Source organism: Pandoraea sp. NE5 (genome assembly GCF_024363545.1).
In the GTDB taxonomy this organism is placed as follows: domain Bacteria; phylum Pseudomonadota; class Gammaproteobacteria; order Burkholderiales; family Burkholderiaceae; genus Pandoraea; species Pandoraea cepalis.
This window is the reverse complement of sequence record NZ_AP025517.1, coordinates 1,187,906-1,211,640: the sequence shown is the minus strand read 5'-3', so window position 1 is coordinate 1,211,640 and position 23,735 is coordinate 1,187,906. Positions and strand designations below refer to the sequence as shown.

Sequence of the window (23,735 nt, the reverse complement as noted above, 5' to 3'; positions counted from 1 at the left end):
ACAGCACAACACGTATTGACGTCAAACATATGAGCACATCACAGCACACCCTCACCGGCGGATTGGCCGGCCTTGTGGTCAGCGCCCATTCGGCGGACTTCGTCTGGCGTGCGGCGGGTACGATTGCCACGCATGTCGCGCAGGGTTATCGCATGAAGGTCGTGTGCCTGTCCTTCGGCGAGCGTGGCGAGTCGGCCAAGCTCTGGCGCAAGGGCGCGGACATGACCGAGGCGAAGGTCAAGGTCGCGCGTCGCGAAGAAGCGCAGCGCGCGGCCGATATTCTCGGCGCGGAAATCGAATTCCTCGATATCGGCGACTACCCGATGCGCGTATCCGACGAAACGCTCTTCCGGCTCGTCGACATCTATCGCGAGCTGCAACCGTCGTTCGTGCTGAGCCACTCGGAGAAGGATCCGTATAACTTCGATCATCCGCTCGCGATGCACGTCACGCAGGAAGCCCGCGTCATTGCGCAGGCCGAGGGCCACAAGCCGGGCGGAAAGATCATCGGCGCTCCCGCCGTGCTCGCGTTCGAGCCGCATCAGACCGAGCAGTGCGAATGGATCCCGAACACCTTCGTCGATATCACGTCGGTGTGGGACACGAAGCGTGCCGCCATCGAGTGCATGGCGGGGCAGGAGCACTTGTGGGATTACTACACGCGCGTGGCGTTGCAACGCGGCGTGCAGGCCAAGCGCAACATCGGCATCGCCGCCGCGCGCGACATCAAGTACGCAGAGGGGCTCATGCGCCTCACGCCGGTCGTGACGGAGCAACTGTCATGATCCGCGGCGTCGTCGTTCGTCAAATTCCCCGTGTCGACGCCGCCACGCTCGACGTGCTGCGCAGCGCAGGCAGTGCCACGGTGCACGAAGCGCAGAGCCGGCTCGGCCTGATGGCCACGTACCTGCGCCCGATCTACGCCGGCGCTGCGGTGGCCGGCAGTGCGGTCACGGTGCTCGCGCCGCCCTCGGACAACTGGATGCTGCACGTTGCCGTGGAGCAGGCGCAGCCGGGCGACATCGTTGTGGTTGGCGTGACGTCGCCTTGCGACGACGGCTACTTCGGCGACCTGCTCGCCACGTCGATGAAGGCGCGCGGTGTCGCCGGCCTCGTTATCGATGCGGGCTGTCGCGACATCGGCACGCTCACCGACATGCGGTTTCCGGTGTGGTCGAAGGCCATCTCGTCACAGGGCACGGTCAAGGAGACGCTCGGCTCGGTGAACGTGCCGGTCGTGTGCGCCCATCAGATCGTGAACCCGGGCGACGTGATCGTCGCGGACGACGACGGCGTGGTCGTGGTGCCGTTCGCGAACGCCGAGGCCGTGGCCAAGGCGGCGGCCGCACGCGGTGCCGACGAAGCCTACAAGCGCGGTGTGCTCGCGGGCGGCACGCTGGGGCTCGACTATTACAAGATGCGCGAACGCCTTGCCGCGAAGGGCTTGCGCTACGTCGATTCGCTCGACGAGCTGCAAGGCGAATGAGGACCGCGACGTGACGCATTCGCAAACGCGTATCCGGGCGGCCGTCATGCGGGGCGGCACCTCGAAGGGGTTGTACTTCCTCGCCGAGGATTTGCCTGAGCAGGGCGCCGCGCGCGACGCCGTGCTGCTCGCGGCGATGGGCTCGCCCGATGCACGTCAGATCGACGGCATGGGCGGTGCGAATCCGCTCACGAGCAAGGTCGCCATCGTCTCGCGCGCCACGCGGCCCGACGCCGACGTGGACTATCTATTTGCCCAGGTCGTGGTCGATGAAGCGCGTGTCGACTATGGACAGAACTGCGGCAACCTGCTCGCCGGGGTGGGGCCGTTCGCGATCGAGCGGGGGCTCGTGAGCGCGCCGGGTGACGTGACGGACGTCGGCATTCACATGCTCAATACGGGGCAGGTGGCGGTGGCCACCGTGCAGACCCCGCGCGGCGTGGTGAAGTACGACGGCGACGTGGCCATCGACGGTGTGCCGGGCACGGCTGCCCCGATTCCGTTGATGTTTCGCGATACGGCAGGTTCCTCCTGCGGTGCGCTGTTCCCGACGGGGCAGCGTCAGGACGTCGTGGACGGCATCACGGTGACATGCATCGACAACGGCATGCCGCTCGTGCTCCTGCGCGCGGCGGACCTGGGCATCACTGGCGCTGAGTCTTGCGAGCAGCTCGACTCGGCGCCAGCGTTTCAGACGATGCGCGACCGGATCGAGGCCATTCGACTGGCCGTCGGCCCGCGCATGCATCTTGGCGACGTGCGTTCGCGCACGGTGCCCAAGATGTGTCTCGTCGCGCCGCCGAAGGCCGGTGGCGCCCTCGCGACACGTTGTTTCATCCCACATCGTTGCCACTCGTCCATCGGCGTGTTGGCGGCAGTGAGCGTGGCGACGGCTGCCGCGCTGCCGGGCACCGTTTGCCACGCGATGGCCGTGGTGCCGGACGACGACGCGCCGCTGCTCGCCATCGAACACCCGACGGGCGAATTCACCGTGCGCCTCGCGCTCGGCGTCGATGCCGACGGTGCGCCGGACGTCGCCGGCGCCGGCCTGCTGCGCACGGCGCGCTGGCTCTTCGACGGCGAGGTGTGCATACCGAATCGTGCTTGGCCGCAGGGAGGAAAACCATGAGTGTCGAACGTTCCCCGTTGCTCCTGCTCCCCGGCTTGCTTTGCGATCACGTGGCCTGGGCGGCCACGGCGGCAGCGCTGCCGCAATACGATTGCCGCGTTCCCACGTGGGGCATGCTCGACACCATCGACGCGATGGCCGATCACGTGTTGGCAAGTACCGCCGCGCCATGCTTCGCCCTCGCAGGGCACTCGATGGGCGGACGCGTGGCGCTGGAGGTGGTGCGCCGCGCACCGCATCGCGTCACGCATCTTGCGCTGCTCGACACGGGTTATCAGGCGCTGCCCGACGGCGAGGCGGCCGAGAAGGAACGTGCCGGACGCGCCGCCTTGCTCGCTCGCGCGCGCGAAGCCGGCATGCGGGCGATGGGGCAGGTATGGGCGACCGGGATGGTGCATCCCGACCAGATCGGCACGCCGCTGTTCGGCGCGATTCTCGACATGATCGAGCGCAGCCACCCCGATCAGTTTGCCGCCCAGATTCATGCATTGCTCGGTCGACCGGATGCAACGTCGCTGCTGGGCGGCGTTCGCTGTCCGACGCTCGTGTTGTGCGCCCGGCAGGACACATGGAGCCCGCTCGCGCGCCACGAAGTGATGGCGGGGCTCATCCCGGGGAGCGTGCTGCACGTCATAGAACACAGTGGCCATATGAGTCCGATGGAGCGCCCGCAGGACGTGGCGCAGGCCATGCGGACCTGGCTGGCACGGCCCGCGTTGGACATCGCACCCACCGAGGGGCGCGACGCATGACGAACGATGCCGCCGATCAGGACCTGACGCCCGGCGTCGACCCGCAATCGCTCGACGCCCTGCTGGCCAAACAGGCTTGCCACGACCTGGTGATGCGCTTCGTCGCCTGCAACGACCGGCGCGACGCGCAGGGACTCGCCGCGCTGTTTGCCGAGGCGGGGGTGCTCGTGCGCCCCAACGGCGACGCGCTCATTGGCCCCGTCGCCATTGCGGCTGCCTATGCGCAGCGTCCAGTGGATCGGCTCACGCGGCATCTCGTAGGCAACGTGCTGATCGATGTCACGTCGCCGACGCGCGCAATCGGCAGCAGCACGGTGTTGCTCTGGAGCGGCTCGGCACACGATGTGCCGGGGCCATTCGGACGTCCGGCACAGGGCCGGCAGGTCATGGGGGAGTTCGAAGACACGTTCGTGCGGACCGCGCAGGGTTGGCGCATTGCCCGCCGCGAAGCGCGTTTCGCTTTCGTACGCGAGGCGTGAGGAAAAAACAGCATCGCACGTCGCGCCATCCCTGCACTTGAACCCGGCCGAGGGCGCAGTCAGGGCGGTGGTTCCAAGGGCAGTACCCGAGGCGGCCAGCATGCCGTCTTGCAAAAGACTGGGCCGGCGAGGTTGCCAACGGTCCGGAGGTTGAAGTCTGTAGTTGCTGTGTATTTCAAAAAACAAGGGGACAGAAGTGAAAGTGAAACATGCATTGGCCGCTGGCCTGCTGCTGGGGGCGGGCCTGGCGCACGCACAAAGCAACGTGACGCTGTACGGGATCGTCGATACCGGCATCGCCTACTACAACAACGCCGCCACGGGCGGTAGCTTCATCGGCGAGCCGACCCTCACGGGCAAGGTGCCGTCGCGCTTCGGCTTCAAGGGCGTCGAAGATCTGGGCGGCGGCCTGAAAGCCGTCTTCACGTTGGAAAGCGGCTTCCAGCCGGGCACCGGCAACCTGAACTACGGCGGACGTCTGTTCGGCCGTCAGGCGAACGTCGGTCTGTCGGGCGATTGGGGCACGGTGCTCCTCGGCCGTCAGAACAACATGACGTTCTACGTGACCGGCAACGCCGACGTGATCGGACCGTCGATCTTCTCGCTGGCCAGCGTCGATCCGTACATCGCCAGCGCACGTAGCGACAGCGCGGTCGGCTACATGGGTAAATTCTCCGGCGTGACGCTCGGCGCGACGTATAGCTTCGGGCGCGATGGCTCGTCCGCCGGCGGTCCGTCGGCCACGAACTGCGCGGGCAACGTCGCCGGCAACTACCAGGCCTGCAAGCAGTTCACGGGCCTGATCGGCTACGACTACCAGAACTTCGGCATTTCGGCATCGTACGACCAGATGCGCGGCAACACGGGCGCCGCGGCCCCGCTGACCAGCTCGCGTTACACCGACTCGCACTCGGTCATCAACGCGTACTACAAATGGTCGACGGGACGCGTGGGCGGTGGCTGGATTCACCGTAACGTGAGCGCCGATGCCGCCTCGCTGCGCTCGGACATCTACTTCATCGGCGTGAGCTATCTGCCGACGATCACGTGGGCGTTCGACGCGCAGGCCATTCGCTACCAGTTGAAGAGCCGTGCCAACGCGACGATGCTCATCGGCCGCGCCTCGTACTCGCTCTCGAAGCGCACGTCGCTGTATGGCCTGGTCGGCTGGGTGGCAAACAGCCAAAACGGCGCGGTGGCGATTGCCGCAGGCGGCTCGGTTGCCACGGGCGGTAATCAGTTCGGCACGATGCTGGGCATTCAGCACACGTTCTGATCGGTGGCGCTGGCGATGACGCGAAAGACGTCATCGAGGCGCCATGACAACGGCCAGATCGCGCAGCATCGCGTGTCGTTCAGGCGTGAGGATCGTCCGGGGGGGCGATCCCCACGTGATGCGGTGCTGCGCCCCGAGGTTTGTCAAAGCGGGATTCACGCGCTAGCATCGTGCCTAGCCATGGCGGCAATGTGTTCTGCGACAGGAAGGGTGGCTGTCGGGGCGCGGCAGCCATCTCCCCGTATCTCCTCGCATGAATCCGCTATCTTCGTGTCTTCTTCTCACGTTCTGAGCCGGCGACGCCGGGCGCCCCGCGCCCGCAGCGAACACGGCACGCGCGGTCCGGTCTGGCTGTTCGATCTGGACAACACGCTGCATCGCGCGTCGCACGCGATCTTTCCGCGCATCAATCGCGCGATGACGGCCTATATCGTCGAGAAGCTGGGGCTGCCGCCCGACGAAGCCAATCGTCTGCGTACCGACTACACGGCGAAGTATGGGGCCGTGCTGCTGGGCCTCATCAAGCATCACGCCATCGATCCACATGAGTTTCTGGCGCGCGTGCACGAGCTGCCGCCGCTGGTCGAGGTGCTGCGCGCCGAGCGCGGGATCGCCCGCCTGCTCGCCGGCCTGCCCGGGCGCAAAATTCTCCTGACCAATGCGCCCGCGCATTACGCCCTGCCGATTGTCGAGGCGCTGGGCATTCGCCGACATTTCGAGCGCTGCGTGAGCATCGAGGACATGGCGGACCGCCGGGCCTGGCGCGCCAAACCGGACGCGATCATGTTGCGTCGTCTGCTGGTGCGCGAGGGCCTCGCGCCGTATCGGACGTGGCTGGTCGAAGACACGCGCTCCCACCTCAAGCACCTCCGGCATTTCGGTATCAAGACGGTCTGGATCACGGGGCATCTGCCGGCCAGAAACAGTCTTGGCGATGCCATGCCGCGCAGTGGGCGCCCACACTACGTGGATATCAAAGTACAATCTCTGCGCGAGTTACGGGCGCGCCTTGCGACCGGGGCCGGTGCGAGACGCGCAGCCCGAGCCGCCCGACCCAAAAATACCTACCGATAACGACCAGACGATGCAGCAGGAAAACTCTTCGAGCGGTGCCGGTTACGGCGCCGCCGATGCGCTTGAGGCCGTGCCCGCGCCAGTGAAGACAACCCGCCCCAAGCCGGGTGAGCGCCGGGTGCAGGTGTTGCAGACCCTCGCCGCCATGCTCGAGACGCCCAAGGGCGAAAAGATCACCACGGCCGCGCTCGCCGCGCGTCTCGACGTTTCCGAAGCGGCGCTCTATCGCCACTTCGCGAGCAAGGCCCAGATGTTCGAGGGTCTGATCGAGTTCATCGAACAGACCATCTTCGGTTTGATCAACCAGATCTCCGCGCAGGATCAGGACGGCGTGACGCAAGCACGCGCCATCGTGCTGATGCTGCTCGGGTTCGCAGAGAAGAACCCCGGCATGACGCGCGTGCTGACCGGCGAAGCGCTGGTCGGCGAACACGAGCGCTTGCAGGAGCGCATGAACCAGTTGCTCGACCGCATCGAGGCCTCGCTGCGCCAGGTGTTGCGTCTGGCGTGTGCACAGGGCACGCTGCCGGAGACGTTCGATGCCAACTCGCGCGCCAACCTGCTCGTGTCTTACGTGCTCGGCCGCTGGCATCGCTTCGCCAAGAGCGGCTTCAAGCGCTCGCTGGTCGAGGGGGCCGAGCCCCAGATCGCCGCGCTCCTGCGCTAAGATCCCGGGTCTGCGCCGACGGCGCGGATTACGTTATACTTTTGCTTCCCGCGCCGAGGCCGACGTACGTTTGACAGGCTTTGACGCGATGATTGGCGCGCCGATTTGGTGACTCGCTTGCGGGCGCGCGAATGACTCTGGGGGGCTTCCCGGCAGAGGGCATTCATTAAAAATGCGGCTAAAGAGGTCGTGCGCGCACGCCGCCGTTTTTCCGTCGACCCCTTTTCCCGCACAGAACGCTTCAGGACGCCGTCCGTCGACCCTTGTCGACTGGGGCGCTGGCCCCGGCATGTTTCGGAAAGGGAGTTATGGAATCTTCAATCGGAATCGTCACACCGCAGCGGATGCACTTCGCTGAGCCGCTGGCACTGCAGAACGGCAGCATGCTCGCCGGCTACGACCTGATGGTCGAGACCTACGGTGAATTGAACGCCGATCGCAGCAATGCGGTGCTGGTGTGTCACGCGCTCAATGCGTCGCATCACGTGGCCGGTATCGCCGCTGACAATCCCAAGGACATCGGCTGGTGGGACAACATGGTCGGGCCCGGCAAGCCGCTCGACACGAATCGCTTCTTCGTCATCGGCGTGAACAACCTCGGTTCGTGCTTCGGCTCGACCGGGCCGATGAGTCTCGACCCAGCCACGGGCACACCGTACGGCGCCCGCTTCCCCGTCGTGACCGTCGAAGACTGGGTCAATGCGCAGGCGCGCGTGGCCGATGCGTTCGGCATCCACAAGTTCGCGGCGGTGATGGGCGGCAGTCTCGGCGGCATGCAGGCGTTGGCGTGGAGCATCATGTATCCGGAGCGCATTGGGCATTGTCTGGTGATCGCCTCCACGCCGAAGCTCTCGGCGCAGAACATCGCCTTCAACGAAGTGGCGCGCTCGGCCATCCTTTCCGATCCGGACTTCTACGGCGGCAACTATTACGCGCATGGCGTGGTGCCGCGTCGCGGGCTGCGCGTGGCGCGCATGATCGGCCACATCACCTATCTGTCCGACGAGGACATGGCGACCAAGTTCGGCCGCGCGCTGCGCCGTGCCGAGGTGATGGCCGACGGCGTAAAGGGCGACGGCAACGCGCAGGACGAAGGCTATCGCTTCAGCTTCGACGTGGAGTTTGAGGTGGAGTCGTACCTGCGCTATCAGGGCGACAAATTCGCCGAGTACTTCGACGCCAACACCTATCTGCTGATCACGCGCGCGCTCGATTATTTCGACCCGGCCCGCACCGTGGGCGGCGATCTGGCGAAGGCGTTGTCGCACACCACGGCCAAGTACCTGATTGTGTCGTTCGCGACCGATTGGCGTTTCGCGCCCGCGCGCTCGCGCGAGATCGTCAAGGCGCTGCTCGACACGCGCCGTACCGTGAGCTACGCCGAGATCGACGCGCCGCACGGGCACGACGCCTTCCTGCTCACCGATGCGCGCTATCACAACCTGGTGCGCGCCTACTACGAACGTATCGCCCAGGAGGTCGGGGTATGAGTCAGTCCACGGTACCGGTGAACAGCGCCCAGGCGGCGGCGCTCGCGGCGTCGCGGGGCCGTATTGCGGCGTCGCTGGCCGAGCGGCCCGATTTCCGGGTGATCGCGCGATGGATCGAACCGTCGTCGCAGGTGCTCGACCTCGGGTGCAGCGACGGCTCGCTGCTGCGTTTGCTGATCGACGAACTCGACGTGAGCGGTTACGGCGTAGAGATCGACGACGCTGGCGTGCTGGCCTCGGCGCAGCGCGGCATCAACGTCATCCAGCAAAACATGGAAGACGGGCTGAAGCTCTTTGAGGATCAGAGCTTCGATACGGTCATTCTGTCGCAGACCTTGCAGACGCTTCACCGCACGGCGGACATTCTGCGCGAGACCGTGCGGGTCGGCCGCGAAGCGATCGTGTCGTTCCCGAATTTTGGTTATTGGCCGCACCGGCTGTCGGTGTTGCAGGGACGCATGCCGGTGTCGAAGAGCCTGCCGTTCCAGTGGCATAACACGCCGAACGTGCGCGTGCTGACCATCAAGGACTTCGAGGCGTTGGCCCCGGACGTCGGTGTGCAGATTCTCGATCGGGCCGTGCTGCATAACGGGCGACTCGTGTCCGTGGGCGCGAACTGGCGTGGTAGTCTTGCGGTCTATCGCGTCAAGCGTTCCTGAACCGACGGCAGCTAACGGGGCAGCGAAGCGCCGGGCCCCTGGCGGGTGAAGGCAAAGGGGGCCGGGTGCCGTGCACCGCGGGCGGCTGGCCCCAACTGTCCTTTCCATGACCGATTCGCTGCCGCCCGACGACGGGCGCGTCTTCCACCCCACGCGGATGCTCATCTGCGTGATTCTCGGTTTCACCTCCGGCTTGCCGCTGTTCATCCTGCTCAACCTGGTGCAGGCGTGGCTGCGCAGCGAGCACGTGGACCTCAAGGCCATCGGCCTGTTCGCCCTCATCCAGTTTCCGTACACGTGGAAGTTCCTGTGGGCGCCGCTCATGGATCGCTTCGCGCCCAACGTGTTCGGATGGAAGCCGGGACGGCGACGCGGCTGGATGTTCGTCACGCAACTGCTGGTGGCCGGTGTGGTGGCGCTCATGGGAACGTATTCGCCGCAGCGCGACCTGATGACGATTGCCGCGCTCGCGGCCGCGCTGGCGTTCTTCAGCGCCAGTCTGGACATTTCTCTGGATGCCTATCGGCGTGAGTTGCTGTCCGACCGCGAGCAGGGGCTCGGCACGGCGATGCACGTGAATGCCTACAAGGTGGCGGGACTCGTGCCGGGGTCCCTGGCTCTCATCATGGCCGATCATCTGCCGTGGTCGCAGGTGTTCTTCGCGACGGCGGCGTTCATGCTGCCGGGCATCGTGATGACGCTCGTCGTCAAGGAGCCGGCGATTCGCGGTACGCCGCCGAAGACGCTGCGCGAGGCGGTGGTCGAGCCGTTCCACGAGTTCGTCACGCGCGGCGGCTGGGCAAAGGCGCTGTTGGTGCTCGCGTTTATCTTTCTCTACAAGTTGGGCGATTCGATGGCGACGTCGCTGGCCACGTCGTTCTACCTGGATCTGGGATTCACGAAGACGCAGATCGGCGTGGTCGCCAAGGCGACGAGCCTGTGGGCGAGCGTGGCGGGGGGCATCATCGGCGGGGTTTGGCTGATCAAACTTGGCATCAACCGTGGGCTATGGGTGTTCGGCGTGCTGCAACTGGTGTCGGTGCTGGGCTTCGCGTGGCTGGCGAAGGCAGGGCCGGTCGTCACGGGGCTGGGCGCGGTGATCGCCTTCGAAGCGTTCACGGCCGGGTTGGGCACGGCGGCGTTTACCGCCTACATTGCCCGTACCACCGACCCGCGTTACACGGCGACGCAGTTCGCGCTGTTCACGAGTCTGGCGTCGGTGCCACGCACGTTCGCGAACGCGGGCACCGGGTATATCGTCGACGGCGTGGGCTGGGTGACGTTCTTCCTCATCTGCACGGTGCTGGCCGTGCCGGGCATGCTGCTCTTGCCGAAGGTCGCCCCCTGGGGAGCCGACGATGACGACGGCGATGGCGTGCCCGCGGCAAGCGGGTCGCGCTGACGCGAAGGGGCCGGCACCGTTCGTCGCCTTCGCTGTGATGCTATGGCTCGGGCGCGGCACGAGCGTGCCGGCCCCTTGGGCGTCTGGATTACAGCGCGTGATCGTAGTCGACCGTAAGCGGCGCGTGGTCGCTGAACTTGATGTCGCGAAACACGGAGGTCGTCTTGGCTTTGCCGGCGATGCCGGGCGTGGCGATCTGGTAGTCGATGCGCCAGCCGACGTTCTTCGCATAGGCTTGTCCGCGATTGCTCCACCACGTGTATTGATCGGCGCGCGGGTCGAGCGTGCGGAAGACGTCGACATAGCCGTGGTCGTCGAACAACTGGGTGAGCCAGGCGCGCTCTTCTGGCAGGAAGCCTGAGTTCTTCAGGTTGCCCTTCCAGTTCTTGATGTCGATTTCCTTGTGCGCGATGTTCACGTCGCCGCACAGGACGACCTCGCGTCCCGCCGCCTTGAGCGCGAGCAGATGCGGCATGAAGTCGGCCATGAAGCGGAACTTGGCGGTTTGTCGTTCCTCACCACTCGAGCCCGACGGGATGTACACCGAAATGACCGACAGGTTGCCGTAACGCACTTCGACATAGCGGCCCTCGGCATCGAACTCCGCATTGCCCCAGCCGACGACGACGTCGTCCGGCTCGCGTCGCACGTAGACGCCCGCGCCGCTGTAGCCCTTCTTCTGCGCGTAATGGAAGTGGCCCTGGTAGTCGTGGGGCGTGAGGAAGTCCGCTGTCATGTCCGGCAACTGCGCCTTGATTTCCTGCACGCACAGGATGTCGGCGTCCTGATTGCCGAACCACTCGAAAAAGCCCTTCTTGGCGGCCGATCGCACGCCGTTCAGATTCGCGGTAATGATGCGCATGAGTGTCGATGCGCCGCGCTGACGCGGCAAGGGGAAAATGTCAGCGGCAAGGATACCGCAATCGCCAGCCGGTCGCCGGTCGACGGCCAGATGTCACGTCCGCCGGGCGCCGCCGGCGATGGCCGCCTTGGCCTCGCCGTCGCCGCCCGGGCCGAGCAGGTCGCGCGCGAGCGCGAGCCAGCGTCGCGCCGCGTGCGACAGATACGAGTCGCGCCGCCACGCCATCGCCAGATCCCACGGAATCTCGGGGTCGCGCACGTTCGCGATCACGAAGCGTTTCGGGTCGAGCCGCGCGCAGAAGGGCTCGGGCAGCAAGGCGATGCCGACGCCGTTGTCCACCATCGACGCAATGAAGTCCCACTGGCTGGAGCGTCCCGCAATCTTGGGCGTGAAGCCCGCGCGACGACATGCGGTGATGACCAGTTCGGACAAGGCAAATCCCTCGCCGTAAAAGACAAACGGTTCGTCGCGCAACTCGCCCAGACCGATGGAGGCGCGGCCTTCCCAGCGTGAATCGCGCGGTGCAATCAACCGCAACGGGTAATGGCACACGGGCAGCACGTCGAGAATCGTGGGATCGACCGGCAGCAGCACGGCGCCCAATTCGATGTCGCCGGCCAGCAACGCCTGTTCGATGGCACGCGAGCCGGTTTCGAAGAGCTTCATCTCGATATCCGGGTAGTGCTGATGAAACGCGCCGATCACCGGGATGAACAAGTCGCCGCCGAGCGGCGGAATCCCGATCGACAATTCGCCGCGCGCGACCGTCTCGAGATCGGCCACCTCCTGCTGCAGGCGCGCGTAAGCGGCGAGCACATCCTGCCCGCGCTCGAAGACGACGCGTCCCGCATCGGTCAATTGGAGCCTGCGCCCCATGCCGCGCTCCTCGCGCAACATCAGCGGCGTACCCAACTCGTCTTCCAACGCCTTGACCATCTTGCTCACGGTCGGTTGCGTGACAAACAGCGCCTCGGCCGCCGCCGTGAAGCTCTGCTGTCGCACCACTTCCACAAATCCTCGCAACGCGCGCAGTTCCATTTTGGATCTCTCGTTTGCACCGCTTTGGTGCGATCGGCGGGAAAGCCCCGTCCTGTATGGCTTTCTCACGCACCATTAGGGTTAATACTTAAATTATTCCAATTTGGAATCGATTTGATAATTCTAATTCATTATATTTATGTTGCGGTGCTTCCTATACTCCGTCTCATATTGATGCCACACCCGGGAGCCCGCCATGACCAAGATGATTGCCAGCCGTATGTATCGCCGTAGCAAGGGCGTGGTTGACGTGGTTTGGCAGATCGCGCTGCTCACCGGTATCTATCTGGTGGCGGATGCTGCATCGCGGCATTTTCATCTCCCGCTGCCGGGTGGCGTACTGGGGCTGCTCGCCGTGGTGGCACTGCTCATGAGCGGTGTGCTGAAGACGGAGAAGATCAAGCGCGGTGCCGACTGGTTTCTGGCGGAAATGATTCTCTTCTTCGTGCCGATGGTCGCGGCCGTCATGCAATACACCGATCTGCTGCGCCAAGAGGGCCTGCAATTGCTCGCCGTGATCGGCGTCGGCACGGTGCTCGTGATGGTCTCGACGGCGTTGGCGGTCGATCTGGCCTGCCGCGCCGAGCGTCATCTCAAGCGCGCCCTCGTTCGCCGTGCGCACGCGCACGACGCCCGCTGATGCGTGACGTGTGCCAAGTCGCCGCTGTCGCAGCGGCGCCCAATCCTGCTGGCGCTTGCCGGGTCTTGCCATGAATCATACGGCGCTCCTGCTGCTCGCTCTCACGGTCGTCTTCTATTACGTGTCGAAGCGTCTCTATGCGCGTTTCGGCAAGGTGTGGCTCGGCCCGGCCATTCTCGCGCCGGTCCTGCTCATCGCCGTGATGGTCGGCGGCGACATTTCGTACACGACGTACATCTCAGACTCGCGCTGGCTCGTGTGGCTGCTTGGCCCGACGACGATCGCGTTTGCCGTGCCGATCTATGAGCATCGCGACATCATTCGCCGGCATGCCTTTGCACTGATCGTCGGCGTGCTCGTCGCGATGGTCGTGGCCGTGGGAAGCTCCTTCGTGCTTGCCCGCCTGTTCGAGCTGCCCCCCGAAATGGCGCGCAGCCTGCTCGCCCGGTCGATATCGACACCGTTTGCCCTTGCGGTCTCCGACAAGGTCGGCGGCTCGCGCGATCTGGTGGGGCTTTTCGTCATCATCACCGGGTTTATCGGCATGTTGCTCGGCGAGGCGCTGCTGTCGTGGTTGCCGCTGCGCACCCGTATGGCGCGCGGCGCGCCGTTCGGCGCGGGGGCCCACGGCTTCGGCACCGCCAAGGCGCGCCAGATCGGCAGCGAAGAGGGTGTCGTGGCCAGTCTCGTCATGATGATCAACGGCATCGTGATGGTCTTTGCCGCGCCGTTGCTCGCCCATCTGCCCATCTGACGACCGGTCGGCACGGGCGCCGTGCCGCTCGCGCCTCCCCCTCGAAAAATATCCCTTCGGGCGTTGCCCTTGCCCCGACGGCGCGCATCAGTTTTGCTACAATGCCGGGGTCTTGAGGAGCGTTGCGACAGCCACCGTGCTGCCAGGCTCAAGATCCTTCCTATTGGCCCCGCCGGCCGCCGGTTACCTCCGGAGCGCATGGCGTGTGGGCCCCAAGAACGGCGCTCACGTCCCAACTATCTAGTCTTTTAGAGAAAGGAGGCGTGATGAACGCCGTAGTCGATTCAAAATTCTCCGATTTCCATGTTGCCGATATCAAATTGGCCGATTGGGGCCGCAAAGAGCTGACCATCGCCGAGAGCGAGATGCCGGGTCTGGTGGCCACGCGTGCCGAATTCAAGGCCAGCCAGCCGCTCAAGGGCGCGCGCATCGCCGGCTCGCTGCACATGACCATCCAGACGGGCGTGCTCATCGAGACGCTTATCGCCCTCGGCGCCGAAGTGCGCTGGGCCTCGTGCAACATCTTCTCGACGCAGGATCACGCCGCGGCGGCCATCGCCGCTGCCGGGATCCCCGTGTTCGCCTTCAAGGGTGAGTCGCTCGACGAATACTGGGAATACAGCCACCGCATCTTCGAATGGCCGAACGGCGAGTTCGCCAACATGATTCTCGACGACGGCGGCGACGCCACGCTGCTGCTGATTCTGGGCAGCAAGGCCGAGAAGGATCTGTCGGTTGTCGGCAACCCGACCAACGAGGAAGAAGTCGCGCTGTATGCGTCGATCAAGCGCCACATCGCCATCGATCCGCAGTGGTACAGCAAGCGCCTGGCCCAGATCCAGGGCGTGACCGAAGAAACCACCACGGGCGTGCACCGTCTGTATCAGATGGAAAAGGACGGCACGCTGCCGTTCCCGGCCATCAACGTGAACGACTCGGTCACCAAGTCGAAGTTCGACAACCTGTACGGCTGCCGCGAGTCGCTGGTCGACGGTATCAAGCGCGCGACCGACGTGATGATCGCCGGCAAGATCGCCCTCGTGGCGGGCTACGGTGACGTGGGCAAGGGCTGCGCGCAAAGCCTGCGCGGTCTGGGCGCCACGGTGTGGGTCACGGAAATCGATCCGATCTGCGCGCTGCAGGCCGCGATGGAAGGCTACCGCGTGGTGACGATGGAATACGCCGCCGACAAGGCCGACATCTTCGTGACGGCCACGGGCAACTTCCACGTGATCGATCACGACCACATGGCGGCCATGAAGCACCAGGCCATCGTGTGCAACATCGGTCACTTCGATTCGGAAATCAATGTGGCGTCGACCCGCAAGTACGAGTGGGAAAACATCAAGCCGCAGGTCGATCACATCATCTTCCCGGACGGCAAGCGCATCATCCTGCTGGCGGAAGGCCGCCTCGTGAACCTGGGCTGCGCCACGGGCCACCCGTCGTTCGTGATGAGCAACTCGTTCACCAATCAGACGCTCGCGCAGATCGAATTGTTCGTGCATGGCGACAAGTACAAGAACAGCGTGTACGTGCTGCCGAAGCATTTGGACGAGAAGGTCGCGCGCCTGCACCTGGGACGTATCGGCGCCGAACTGACGGTGCTCACCGACGATCAGGCGAACTACATCAGCGTCGACAAGAACGGTCCGTTCAAGCCGGCGCATTACCGTTATTGATCGGTCGCGATCGCTACCGATCAATAACGTGTCTTACCGACCGTCGCCGGTGCGCTGCAAGGCACGGGTGACGGGCAACGGTTTCGCGCGGCGACATCGTGCGCCGCGTTGGTTTTTGTCACTGCCGGTGCCGGGAGCGACCTCCCGCACCGGCCTGTCCTTCGGAGCTTGCCATGCGTCTGCTGCTGATTTGGCTCATCAATGCCATTGCACTTCTCGTTTTGCCGCACGTTGTGTCGGGCATTCAGCTCAAGGGCATCGGGACGGCCCTGGTCGTTGCGATCGTGCTCGGCCTGATCAACGCGTTTCTCCGGCCGTTGCTCGTCGTGCTGACGTTGCCGGTCACGGTGCTCACGCTCGGGTTGTTCATCTTCGTGATCAATGCGCTGTTGTTCTGGCTGGCGGCGCATGTCGTCAAGGGCTTTGAAGTCTCGGGCTTCTGGGCGGCGCTCTTCGGCTCGCTGCTGTATAGCCTGATCTCGTGGATTCTGTCGGCGCTGGTGTTCGGCGGCGACCGCGCTACCAACGTGTAACGGTCGACGCGTCGTCGTCGACCTTGTATTGCAGGAAATTCGCTGTCATGTCGCAAGCCCTTCGTGCCGATCAAGCCCTCGTCGCCCGAGGCTTGGCCGCATCGCGCACCGCCGCGCAACGTCTGATCGATGCCGCACGTGTTTATTACGCGGGCACCGAAACGGCCGTGAAGAAAGCCAGCGAGGTTGTGGCGAGCGACGAAGATCTGGAAGTACGTGCCGCCGCCGACGGCCTGCCCGGCGAGGACCGCTACGTGTCGCGAGGCGGGTTGAAGCTGGCGGGCGCGCTGGCGCAAACGCGGCTCGACGTCACCGGCCGCGTCGCGCTCGACGTCGGGTTGTCGACCGGCGGTTTTGCCGACTGCCTCTTGCAGGCGGGGGCGGCGCGGGTGGTCGGGGTCGACGTCGGTCACGGGCAACTGCATCGACGACTGGCGCGCGAGCCGCGGCTCGTGTCGCTCGAAGGGATCAACGCGCGGCATCTGTCGCGTGAGACGCTCGATGCGCGTCTGGCACAGCAGGCGGCGGAGGGCGGCGCACAGGGCGAACCGGCGTCGACGATGGCGGCTGTTCCCGAGGCAGGCTTTGACCTGATCGTCGGGGATGTGTCGTTCATTTCGCTCACACTGGTGTTGCCGGCCGTGGCGCCGCTGCTGGGCGCGACCGGCGATTTGCTGATGCTGGTCAAACCGCAGTTCGAAGTGGGGCGTGAGCACATTGGCCGCGGCGGCCTGGTGCGAGATGCCGCGCAGTATGCGCAAGTGGAGACAAAAATCCGCGCCGCCTGTGAGACGTTGGGACTGACGGTAGCCGCATGGCTCGACAGTCCTATCGCTGGCGGTGACGGCAACCGGGAGTTCTTCGTGCACGCGACGCGCGCGGCATGAACGACTCTCTCGATAATAGAACGATCATGACGCAACCTTCCTTCAGTTTCGAATTCTTCCCGCCCAAGACGGCGGAGGGCGCGGAGAAGCTGCGCGCCACGCGCCAGCAACTCTTCCCGCTCGGCCCCAAGTTTGTCTCGGTGACGTTCGGTGCCGGCGGCTCCACGCAGCAGGGTACGCTCGATACGGTTGTCGAAATCCAACGCGAAGGCGTGGAGGCGGCCCCCCACCTTTCTTGCGTCGGTTCGACCAAGGACAACATCCGCGAGATTCTGCAGACGTATCGCCAACACGGCATCCGCCACATCGTGGCGCTGCGCGGCGATCTGCCGTCGGGAATGGGGGAGATCGGCGAGTTTCGTTACGCGTCGGAGCTGGTCGAGTTCATTCGTGCCGAAACCGGCGAATGGTTCCACATCGAGGTGGCGGCCTACCCGGAGTACCATCCGCAGGCGAAGTCGCCGCGCCTGGACCTCGAGCATTTCGCCCACAAGGTGAAGGCGGGGGCGAATGCGGCCATCACGCAATACTTCTTCAATGCGGATGCCTATTTCCGTTTCGTCGACGATGCATCGCGTCTCGGTGTCGACGTGCCGATCGTGCCGGGGATCATGCCGATCACGAACTATTCGCAAATGATGCGCTTCTCGGAGATGTGCGGTGCTGAAGTGCCGCGATGGATTGCCAAGCGTCTCGAAGGCTTTGGCGACGATCGCGACTCGATCCGCGCCTTCGGGCTCGATGTGGTGACGGCGCTATGCGAACGGCTGCTCGCGCAGGGCGTGCCCGGATTGCACTTCTATACCCTCAACGCGGCGTCGGCCACCAAGGCGATGTGGCAGCGACTCGGTCTGTAACGCGTCGCGAAATCGTTGGCCGAACGGTGGGCGGATGGGAAGTCAATTCTAATCACAATTCAGTGATTTCCTAATCAAAAACACCACAAATAGGCGGTTTGCTAGGGATTTGGCGTGTTGTGGCACGGGGGAAGCTTCAGTAATATCCCCGGTAGGCTCGGCGACAGACCGTTGCCGGGCATCACACCCGATCCCGAGGAGCCTATGAAACAGACTCACACCCTGCGTTTGCTTTTGGCTGCGACGTTGCTTGCCGGTGTGGCCGTGATCCGGCCCGCCGCAGCTGTCGAAATCCCGAACAAGACCCTCGTGTACTGCTCCGAGGGCAGCCCGGTCGGCTTCGATCCGGGCCAGCTCACTACCGGCACCGATTTCGATCCTGCCGACGCCATCTACAATCGCCTGATCGCGTTCAAGCCGGGCGAGACGGGCGTGATGCCCTCACTCGCGGAGTCGTGGGACATCTCGCCGGACAACAAGATCTACACATTCCATCTGCGCAAGGGCGTCAAGTTCCACACCACGGAGTACTTCAAACCCACGCGCGATTTCAATGCCGAGGATGTGAAGTTCACCTTCGATCGCATGGGCGATCGCGACATGCCCTTCCGCAAGGCCTATCCGACGGAGTTTCCGTATTTCGTCGACATGGGTCTGCAGGCTGATATCGACCACATCGAGGTCGTTGATCCGTACACCGTTCGCTTCGTGCTGAAGAAGGTCGACGCCCCGTTCCTTCAGAACCTGGCGATGCCGTTCGCATCGATCCTCTCGAAGGAGTACGCCGACAAGCTGCTCGCGGCGAACAACGCTCGCGATATCGCGCTCAAGCCGGTCGGTACCGGGCCGTTCATCTTCCGCAGCTATACGAAAGATGCCACGCTGCGCTTCGATGGCAACAAGGAATACTGGAACACGAGTCTGCCGCCGAAGGTCAGCAAGCTGATCTTCGCGATCACGACCGACGCCAACGTTCGCATTCAGAAGCTCAAGCGCAACGAATGCCAGATCACGACCTACCCGCGCCCGGCCGATGTCGATGCGATCAAGGCCGAGATCGCGGCGCAGGGCAAGGCGTCGAAGCTCAAGATGCCGGACCAGGTCGGCTTCAACCTCGGCTACGTGGCGTACAACGTGCAGAAGAAGCCGCTCGATCGTGTGGAAGTGCGCCAGGCACTCGACATGGCGATCAACAAGAAGGCGATTCTCCAGTCCGTCTATGGCTCGGCCGGACAGTTGTCGAACGGCGCACCGATGCCGCCGACGCAGTGGTCCTACGACAAGAACATCAAGTCGGCTGGCTACGACCCGGAGAAAGCCCGTGCGCTGCTTGAGAAGGCGGGCGTGAAGAACATGGAAATCACGCTGTGGGCCATGCCGGTGCAACGTCCGTATAACCCGAACGGCAAGCTCATGGCCGAGATGATTCAGGCCGACTGGGCAAAGATCGGCGTGAAGGCCAATATCGTCACGTACGAGTGGGGTGAGTACATCAAGCGCGCCAAGGCGGGTGAGCACGACGCGTTGCTCATTGGCTGGACCGGCGACAACGGCGACCCGGACAATTGGCTCGGCGTGTTGCTCGGCTGCGATTCGGTCAACGGCAACAACTTCTCGAAGTGGTGCTACAAGCCGTTCGACGATCTCATCAAGCAAGCACGCCAGACCACGGACGTCGCCTTGCGCACGAAGCTCTACACGCAGGCACAGGAGATCTTCGCGCAACAACTGCCGTTCTCGCCCATCGCGCACTCCACGCAGTACAAGCCGATGGCCACGAACGTGAAGGGCTTCAAGCTGAGCCCGTTCGGCCGCAACAGCTTCATTGGCGTATCGCTGGAGTAAGGCACCCGGCGGGCGCGTTGATGACCGCATCCGGCTGACGCCGGGTGTCGGTCGCTATCTGTCGCCGTCCGTCGTCATCCCGGTATCACGCAGGCAGACTCGGCCGCCGCGCCCGAGTCCGCCTGCCGCAACAGGACAAAGGATCGTCCATGATTGATTCACGCGGCATAGCGCCATCCGTCCCCGCACAGGGGATGGGCGGTGCGCGAAGCCCCCACGGAAACCTCCTATGCTGAGATTCGTCATGAGACGACTGGGCATGGTGATCCCGACGTTCATCGGCATCACCGTCCTGGCGTTCGCGCTCATTCACCTGATTCCCGGCGATCCGATCGAAGTGCTCGTGGGCGAGCGAAATCTCGACCCGGTCATGCACGCCGAGGCGATGAAGCGCCTGGGTCTCGATCAGCCGCTCACCACGCAATATTTCGTCTATCTGAAGCACGCGGCGCAAGGCGACCTCGGGCGCTCCATCGTCACCAACGAGGGGGTGCTTCACGAGTTCTTCGCCCGCTTTCCCGCGACGCTCGAACTTGCCCTGTGCGCAATGATCTTCGCGCTCGCAGTCGGCTTGCCCGCCGGCGTGGCGGCGTCGCTGCGGCGCGGCAAAATGCTCGACCACACCACGATGGGCGCGGCCCTCACGGGCTACTCCATGCCGATTTTCTGGTGGGGCCTGCTGCTCATCATGTTCTTCTCCGTCTACCTGCAATGGACGCCCGTCTCCGGCCGCATTGGCGTGGAGTACGATGTGCCGCACGTCACCGGCTTCATGCTCATCGACACATTGCTCTCGGGCGACGAAGGGGCGTTCAGTTCCGCGGTGAGTCATCTGATTCTGCCCACCATTGTGCTCGGCACCGTGCCGCTCGCGGTGATTGCCCGCATGACGCGCTCGGCCATGCTCGAAGTGCTTCGCGAGGACTACATCCGTACGGCGCGTGCGAAGGGACTCTCCCCGTGGCGCGTGATCGTCGTGCATGCGTTGCGCAATGCGCTGATTCCGGTCATCACCGTGATTGGTCTGCAAGTCGGCGCGCTGCTCGCCGGTGCGGTGCTGACCGAGAACGTGTTCTCGTGGCCCGGCATCGGCAAATGGCTGATCGATGCCATTCTGCGACGCGACTATCCGGTGGTGCAGGGCGGCATTTTGCTCATCGCAACGGGCGTGATCCTGGTCAACCTGCTGGTCGACGTGCTCTATGGCGTCGTCAACCCGCGCATCCGGCACTGAGGGACGTCAATCATGAGCGATACACCGGCTACGCTGCCGCCCCCCGCCGCCGTGACGGCCACACCTCGTGCGCGGTTGTTCCGGGAGTTCCTGCGCAGCTTCACCGCGAACCGTGGTGCAACGGCCGCGGCCATCGTGCTGTTGTCGATGTTCGTGGCGGCGATCTTCGCGCCATGGATCGCGCCGCACAGCCCCATCGAGCAATATCGCGACTTCGTGAAGATTCCGCCCGCCTGGTTCGACGGCGGCAAGCTTCAGTTCCTGCTCGGGACCGACGAGGCCGGCCGCGACATTCTTTCGCGTCTGATCTATGGCGCACGCCTGTCGTTCTGGATCGGTCTGTCGTCGGTGGTGCTCTCGCTGATTCCGGGCATTCTGCTGGGGCTGCTGGCGGCATTCTTCCCACGCTGGCTCGACACGCCGATCATGCGGTTGATGGACATGATGATGGCGTTGCCGTCGCTGTTGCTGGCCGTGGCCGTGGTCGCCGTGATCGGCCCGGGCCTCGCCAACACGACCATCGCCATCGCGATCGTGACGTTGCCGGCGTATGTGCGTTTGACGCGCGCAGCGGCGATTGGCGAGTTGCAGCGCGAATATGTCATTGCCTCGCGCATGGCCGGGGCGGGCACGCTGCGACTGATGTTCTCGACGGTGTTGCCGAACTGCGCGGCGCCGCTCATCGTGCAGGCCACGCTGAGTTTCTCGGTGGCCATTCTCGATGCGGCGGCGCTCGGCTTTCTTGGCCTGGGCGTGCAACCGCCGCTCGCCGAGTGGGGCTCGATGCTTGCCTCCGCACGCGACTACATGGAAAGTGCCTGGTGGATTGTGACGCTGCCGGGACTTGCGATCGTCATCTCGGTGCTCGCCATCAACCTGGTCGGCGACGGCCTGCGCGACGCACTTGACCCCAAATTGAAGCGAATCGCATGAGCCTGCTCTCCATTCGAAATCTTTCGGTCGACTTCGACGGCGCACGCGCGGTCGAGGGCATTGACCTCGATGTCGGCCAGGGTGAGATTCTTGGCGTGGTCGGCGAATCCGGTTCGGGCAAGAGTGTGACGATGCTCGCGCTCATGGGGCTGGTCGACGCGCCAGGCCGCGTACGTGCCGATGAAGTACGCTTCGACGGACGCGATCTGCTGCGCGCGTCGTCGCGCGAGCGGCGCGGCATCGTCGGCCGCGACGTGTCGATGATCTTTCAGGACGCGCTTTCCAGCCTGAATCCGAGCTACACCGTTGGCTATCAGATCGCCGAGGTGTTGCGCCGCCACATGGGGCTGCGCGGACGTGCGTTGCACAATCGCGTCGTCGAGTTGCTGGAGCAGGTCGAAATTCCCGATGCCGCGAACCGGGTCGGCGCGTATCCGCATCAGCTCTCCGGCGGAATGAACCAGCGGGTGATGATTGCGATGGCGATTGCCTGTCGCCCGAAGCTGCTCATTGCCGACGAGCCGACCACCGCGCTCGACGTCACCATCCAGGCGCAGATCATGGCCTTGCTGCTGCAATTGCAGAAGGATCACGGCATGGCGCTCGTGCTGATCTCCCATGATCTCGCCGTCGTGGCCGAAGTCGCGCACCGGGTGGCCGTCATGTATGCGGGGCAGGTGATCGAAAACCAGCAGGTGCCGGCGCTGTTCGATGCCCCGCATCATCCCTACACGGAGGCGTTGCTCGCAGCGATTCCCGAGCACAACCGGGGCGTGCGGCGACTGCGTACGTTGCCGGGCATGGTGCCGGGGCGCGACGATCGGCCGACGGGCTGTCTGCTTTCGCCGCGTTGTCCGTATGCCGACGACCATTGCCGCACGGTGCCCCCGGCGTTGCAGCCCTACGTCGGGCCGAACGCTTCGGGCTCGCCCCAGGTGCGATGCTTCAAGCCGCTGCCGCATGCGTTGGCGGAAGAACGCACGACAGGAGGTGCGCAATGAGTGAAACTGTTTTCGCGACACCTCCGGGAGTGCCGCAGGCCCCGGACGCACATGAAGCTGACCGCGGCGGCAGCCGCGTGGTGCTCGCCGCGCACGATTTGACGCGCTTCTACGCCGTCAATCGTGGCTTCATGCGCCCACAGGCCACGGTCAAGGCACTCAACGGCGTGTCGTTCTCGCTGGCCGCCGGTCGTACGCTGGCCGTGGTCGGTGAGTCGGGGTGCGGCAAATCGACGCTGGCGCGGGTGCTGACGTTGATCGAAGCACCGACGTCCGGCAGACTCGTGGTCGACGCGACCGAGACCACGGCGGCGTCGGCGGGGGCGCTGGCGCCGCTGCGCACGCGGATCCAGATGGTGTTCCAGAACCCGTATGCGTCGCTCAACCCTCGCAAGACGGTGGGGCAGGCGCTCGACGAGCCGCTGTCCATCAACACCTCGGCGAGCCGTGCCGAACGCGGCGAGACGATCGCGGCGATGATGCGCACGGTGGGGCTGCGTCCGGAACATGTGGCGCGCTATCCGCACATGTTCTCTGGCGGGCAGCGGCAGCGGGTGGCGATTGCCCGGGCGATGATCCTGTCGCCGGCCATCGTGGTCGCGGACGAGCCGGTTTCGGCCCTGGATGTCTCAATTCAGGCACAGATCCTGAATCTTTTCATGGATTTGCAGGACCGATACGCGACGAGTTACGTATTCGTGTCGCATAATCTCGCCGTGGTCGAGCATGTGGCCGACGACGTCATGGTGATGTATCTCGGCCGCGCGGCCGAACACGGCCCCAAGGCCGCCGTGTTCGGCAAGCCGCTGCATCCGTACACCAAGGCGCTGATGTCGGCGACGCCGGCGATCAAGGCCGCCGAGCGGCGCGTGAAGATGGCGCTGACCGGCGAGTTGCCCTCGCCGCTGCGGCCACCGCCGGGGTGTGCGTTTGCACCGCGCTGTCCGTACGCGATAGACCGTTGCCGCGAAGAAGTGCCGCAACTGCGCAAGCTCGACGGGCGTCTGGTGGCGTGCCATCGGGTTGAAGACATTGAGGGATGACGAGATTGGGTG

Annotated in this window: 24 protein-coding genes and 1 riboswitch; of the genes, 22 read left to right on the top strand and 2 right to left on the bottom strand. The window is 64.6% G+C overall.

The genetic code is table 11. From position 1 onward, the window contains the following. Window positions 1-29: 29 nt before the first annotated feature. The 11 genes from PanNE5_RS05690 to PanNE5_RS05640 all read left to right on the top strand — a co-directional run bounded on the left by PanNE5_RS05690 (window position 30) and on the right by PanNE5_RS05640 (window position 10,414). On the top strand, window positions 30-785 hold the full coding sequence (locus tag PanNE5_RS05690; RefSeq protein ID WP_261939388.1) for a PIG-L deacetylase family protein: 756 nt from the start codon (window positions 30-32) through the stop codon (window positions 783-785). After that, window positions 782-1,486 carry a 4-carboxy-4-hydroxy-2-oxoadipate aldolase/oxaloacetate decarboxylase gene (locus PanNE5_RS05685; protein WP_017233992.1) on the top strand — a complete coding sequence of 235 codons (705 nt, stop codon included), beginning with the start codon at window positions 782-784 and terminating at the stop codon, window positions 1,484-1,486. Before PanNE5_RS05690 ends, PanNE5_RS05685 begins: the two co-directional genes overlap by 4 nt. Window positions 1,487-1,496: 10 nt before the next feature. Beyond that, window positions 1,497-2,615 (top strand): 4-oxalomesaconate tautomerase, encoded by a 1,119-nt coding sequence (locus tag PanNE5_RS05680; RefSeq protein WP_017233993.1) that lies wholly within the window; start codon window positions 1,497-1,499, stop codon window positions 2,613-2,615. Further along, window positions 2,612-3,367 carry an alpha/beta fold hydrolase gene (locus tag PanNE5_RS05675; RefSeq protein WP_261939387.1) on the top strand — a complete coding sequence of 252 codons (756 nt, stop codon included), beginning with the start codon at window positions 2,612-2,614 and terminating at the stop codon, window positions 3,365-3,367. Before PanNE5_RS05680 ends, PanNE5_RS05675 begins: the two co-directional genes overlap by 4 nt. After that, window positions 3,364-3,846: a nuclear transport factor 2 family protein gene (locus tag PanNE5_RS05670; protein ID WP_017233995.1), complete on the top strand. Its 483-nt coding sequence runs from the start codon at window positions 3,364-3,366 to the stop codon at window positions 3,844-3,846. The genes PanNE5_RS05675 and PanNE5_RS05670 overlap by 4 nt, the downstream gene beginning before the upstream one ends. Window positions 3,847-4,042: 196 nt before the next feature. Next, window positions 4,043-5,122, top strand: coding sequence for a porin (locus tag PanNE5_RS05665; RefSeq protein ID WP_369751577.1), 1,080 nt, complete (start codon window positions 4,043-4,045; stop codon window positions 5,120-5,122). Between the two features lie 270 nt (window positions 5,123-5,392). Further along, on the top strand, window positions 5,393-6,196 hold the full coding sequence (locus PanNE5_RS05660) for an HAD-IA family hydrolase (RefSeq protein WP_017233997.1): 804 nt from the start codon (window positions 5,393-5,395) through the stop codon (window positions 6,194-6,196). A 10-nt stretch (window positions 6,197-6,206) separates the two neighbouring features. Next, window positions 6,207-6,863 (top strand): nucleoid occlusion factor SlmA, encoded by a 657-nt coding sequence (gene slmA / locus PanNE5_RS05655; protein WP_261939386.1) that lies wholly within the window; start codon window positions 6,207-6,209, stop codon window positions 6,861-6,863. A 308-nt stretch (window positions 6,864-7,171) separates the two neighbouring features. Continuing rightward, entirely contained in the window at window positions 7,172-8,353 is a 1,182-nt protein-coding gene (locus PanNE5_RS05650) for a homoserine O-acetyltransferase (protein WP_017233999.1), read from the top strand. Continuing rightward, complete coding sequence (metW, locus tag PanNE5_RS05645; RefSeq protein ID WP_017234000.1) at window positions 8,350-9,012, top strand: methionine biosynthesis protein MetW; 663 nt, start codon at window positions 8,350-8,352, stop codon at window positions 9,010-9,012. Before PanNE5_RS05650 ends, metW begins: the two co-directional genes overlap by 4 nt. Before the next feature lie 106 nt (window positions 9,013-9,118). Beyond that, complete coding sequence (locus tag PanNE5_RS05640; RefSeq protein WP_017234001.1) at window positions 9,119-10,414, top strand: AmpG family muropeptide MFS transporter; 1,296 nt, start codon at window positions 9,119-9,121, stop codon at window positions 10,412-10,414. Between the two features lie 88 nt (window positions 10,415-10,502). Here PanNE5_RS05640 and PanNE5_RS05635 read toward each other — a convergent pair whose 3' ends face one another. Together PanNE5_RS05635 and PanNE5_RS05630 are read right to left on the bottom strand one after the other, a co-directional pair. Continuing rightward, complete coding sequence (locus PanNE5_RS05635) at window positions 10,503-11,276, bottom strand: exodeoxyribonuclease III (RefSeq protein WP_039830358.1); 774 nt, start codon at window positions 11,274-11,276, stop codon at window positions 10,503-10,505. A gap of 93 nt (window positions 11,277-11,369) precedes the next feature. After that, complete coding sequence (locus PanNE5_RS05630; protein ID WP_017234003.1) at window positions 11,370-12,314, bottom strand: LysR family transcriptional regulator; 945 nt, start codon at window positions 12,312-12,314, stop codon at window positions 11,370-11,372. Window positions 12,315-12,510: 196 nt separating this feature from the next. Between PanNE5_RS05630 and PanNE5_RS05625 the strand changes: the two genes are divergently transcribed. From PanNE5_RS05625 to PanNE5_RS05575, 11 genes are all read left to right on the top strand, one after another. Further along, window positions 12,511-12,954 (top strand): CidA/LrgA family protein, encoded by a 444-nt coding sequence (locus PanNE5_RS05625; RefSeq protein WP_017234004.1) that lies wholly within the window; start codon window positions 12,511-12,513, stop codon window positions 12,952-12,954. A gap of 70 nt (window positions 12,955-13,024) precedes the next feature. Continuing rightward, window positions 13,025-13,708: an LrgB family protein gene (locus tag PanNE5_RS05620; RefSeq protein WP_261939385.1), complete on the top strand. Its 684-nt coding sequence runs from the start codon at window positions 13,025-13,027 to the stop codon at window positions 13,706-13,708. A gap of 108 nt (window positions 13,709-13,816) precedes the next feature. After that, window positions 13,817-13,942: riboswitch (S-adenosyl-L-homocysteine riboswitch) on the top strand. 32 nt (window positions 13,943-13,974) lie between these two features. Further along, complete coding sequence (gene ahcY / locus PanNE5_RS05615) at window positions 13,975-15,390, top strand: adenosylhomocysteinase (RefSeq protein ID WP_017234006.1); 1,416 nt, start codon at window positions 13,975-13,977, stop codon at window positions 15,388-15,390. A 173-nt stretch (window positions 15,391-15,563) separates the two neighbouring features. After that, the gene (locus PanNE5_RS05610) at window positions 15,564-15,923 is read left to right on the top strand and encodes a phage holin family protein (protein ID WP_017234007.1); all 360 of its coding nucleotides are present in this window, start codon (window positions 15,564-15,566) and stop codon (window positions 15,921-15,923) included. Window positions 15,924-15,970: 47 nt separating this feature from the next. Beyond that, window positions 15,971-16,810, top strand: a complete 840-nt coding sequence (locus PanNE5_RS05605; RefSeq protein ID WP_261939384.1) for a TlyA family RNA methyltransferase — start codon at window positions 15,971-15,973, stop codon at window positions 16,808-16,810. A gap of 26 nt (window positions 16,811-16,836) precedes the next feature. Further along, window positions 16,837-17,667 carry a methylenetetrahydrofolate reductase [NAD(P)H] gene (metF, locus tag PanNE5_RS05600; RefSeq protein ID WP_017234009.1) on the top strand — a complete coding sequence of 277 codons (831 nt, stop codon included), beginning with the start codon at window positions 16,837-16,839 and terminating at the stop codon, window positions 17,665-17,667. A 204-nt stretch (window positions 17,668-17,871) separates the two neighbouring features. Beyond that, window positions 17,872-19,512, top strand: a complete 1,641-nt coding sequence (locus PanNE5_RS05595) for an ABC transporter substrate-binding protein (RefSeq protein WP_017234010.1) — start codon at window positions 17,872-17,874, stop codon at window positions 19,510-19,512. Window positions 19,513-19,741: 229 nt separating this feature from the next. After that, window positions 19,742-20,746, top strand: a complete 1,005-nt coding sequence (locus tag PanNE5_RS05590; protein WP_017234011.1) for an ABC transporter permease subunit — start codon at window positions 19,742-19,744, stop codon at window positions 20,744-20,746. Between the two features lie 12 nt (window positions 20,747-20,758). Then, complete coding sequence (locus tag PanNE5_RS05585; RefSeq protein ID WP_017234012.1) at window positions 20,759-21,679, top strand: ABC transporter permease subunit; 921 nt, start codon at window positions 20,759-20,761, stop codon at window positions 21,677-21,679. Further along, window positions 21,676-22,680: an ABC transporter ATP-binding protein gene (locus PanNE5_RS05580; RefSeq protein WP_261939383.1), complete on the top strand. Its 1,005-nt coding sequence runs from the start codon at window positions 21,676-21,678 to the stop codon at window positions 22,678-22,680. Before PanNE5_RS05585 ends, PanNE5_RS05580 begins: the two co-directional genes overlap by 4 nt. After that, entirely contained in the window at window positions 22,677-23,723 is a 1,047-nt protein-coding gene (locus tag PanNE5_RS05575) for a dipeptide ABC transporter ATP-binding protein (protein WP_261939382.1), read from the top strand. Before PanNE5_RS05580 ends, PanNE5_RS05575 begins: the two co-directional genes overlap by 4 nt. Window positions 23,724-23,735: the final 12 nt, after the last annotated feature.

What these genes read in the sequence shown, in the direction of transcription:
- PanNE5_RS05575 (WP_261939382.1), top strand. Translation starts at nt 22,677, where the DNA reads ATGAGTGAAACTGTTTTCGCGACACCTCCGGGAGTGCCGCAGGCCCCG.
- PanNE5_RS05590 (WP_017234011.1), top strand. Translation starts at nt 19,742, where the DNA reads ATGCTGAGATTCGTCATGAGACGACTGGGCATGGTGATCCCGACGTTC.
- slmA (WP_261939386.1), top strand. Translation starts at nt 6,207, where the DNA reads ATGCAGCAGGAAAACTCTTCGAGCGGTGCCGGTTACGGCGCCGCCGAT.
- PanNE5_RS05625 (WP_017234004.1), top strand. Translation starts at nt 12,511, where the DNA reads ATGACCAAGATGATTGCCAGCCGTATGTATCGCCGTAGCAAGGGCGTG.
- PanNE5_RS05685 (WP_017233992.1), top strand. Translation starts at nt 782, where the DNA reads ATGATCCGCGGCGTCGTCGTTCGTCAAATTCCCCGTGTCGACGCCGCC.
- PanNE5_RS05620 (WP_261939385.1), top strand. Translation starts at nt 13,025, where the DNA reads ATGAATCATACGGCGCTCCTGCTGCTCGCTCTCACGGTCGTCTTCTAT.
- PanNE5_RS05630 (WP_017234003.1), bottom strand. Translation starts at nt 12,314, where the DNA reads ATGGAACTGCGCGCGTTGCGAGGATTTGTGGAAGTGGTGCGACAGCAG.
- PanNE5_RS05640 (WP_017234001.1), top strand. Translation starts at nt 9,119, where the DNA reads ATGACCGATTCGCTGCCGCCCGACGACGGGCGCGTCTTCCACCCCACG.
- PanNE5_RS05675 (WP_261939387.1), top strand. Translation starts at nt 2,612, where the DNA reads ATGAGTGTCGAACGTTCCCCGTTGCTCCTGCTCCCCGGCTTGCTTTGC.
- PanNE5_RS05690 (WP_261939388.1), top strand. Translation starts at nt 30, where the DNA reads ATGAGCACATCACAGCACACCCTCACCGGCGGATTGGCCGGCCTTGTG.
- PanNE5_RS05610 (WP_017234007.1), top strand. Translation starts at nt 15,564, where the DNA reads ATGCGTCTGCTGCTGATTTGGCTCATCAATGCCATTGCACTTCTCGTT.
- metF (WP_017234009.1), top strand. Translation starts at nt 16,837, where the DNA reads ATGACGCAACCTTCCTTCAGTTTCGAATTCTTCCCGCCCAAGACGGCG.
- PanNE5_RS05635 (WP_039830358.1), bottom strand. Translation starts at nt 11,276, where the DNA reads ATGCGCATCATTACCGCGAATCTGAACGGCGTGCGATCGGCCGCCAAG.
- PanNE5_RS05585 (WP_017234012.1), top strand. Translation starts at nt 20,759, where the DNA reads ATGAGCGATACACCGGCTACGCTGCCGCCCCCCGCCGCCGTGACGGCC.
- PanNE5_RS05670 (WP_017233995.1), top strand. Translation starts at nt 3,364, where the DNA reads ATGACGAACGATGCCGCCGATCAGGACCTGACGCCCGGCGTCGACCCG.
- metW (WP_017234000.1), top strand. Translation starts at nt 8,350, where the DNA reads ATGAGTCAGTCCACGGTACCGGTGAACAGCGCCCAGGCGGCGGCGCTC.
- PanNE5_RS05580 (WP_261939383.1), top strand. Translation starts at nt 21,676, where the DNA reads ATGAGCCTGCTCTCCATTCGAAATCTTTCGGTCGACTTCGACGGCGCA.
- ahcY (WP_017234006.1), top strand. Translation starts at nt 13,975, where the DNA reads ATGAACGCCGTAGTCGATTCAAAATTCTCCGATTTCCATGTTGCCGAT.
- PanNE5_RS05595 (WP_017234010.1), top strand. Translation starts at nt 17,872, where the DNA reads ATGAAACAGACTCACACCCTGCGTTTGCTTTTGGCTGCGACGTTGCTT.
- PanNE5_RS05650 (WP_017233999.1), top strand. Translation starts at nt 7,172, where the DNA reads ATGGAATCTTCAATCGGAATCGTCACACCGCAGCGGATGCACTTCGCT.
- PanNE5_RS05605 (WP_261939384.1), top strand. Translation starts at nt 15,971, where the DNA reads ATGTCGCAAGCCCTTCGTGCCGATCAAGCCCTCGTCGCCCGAGGCTTG.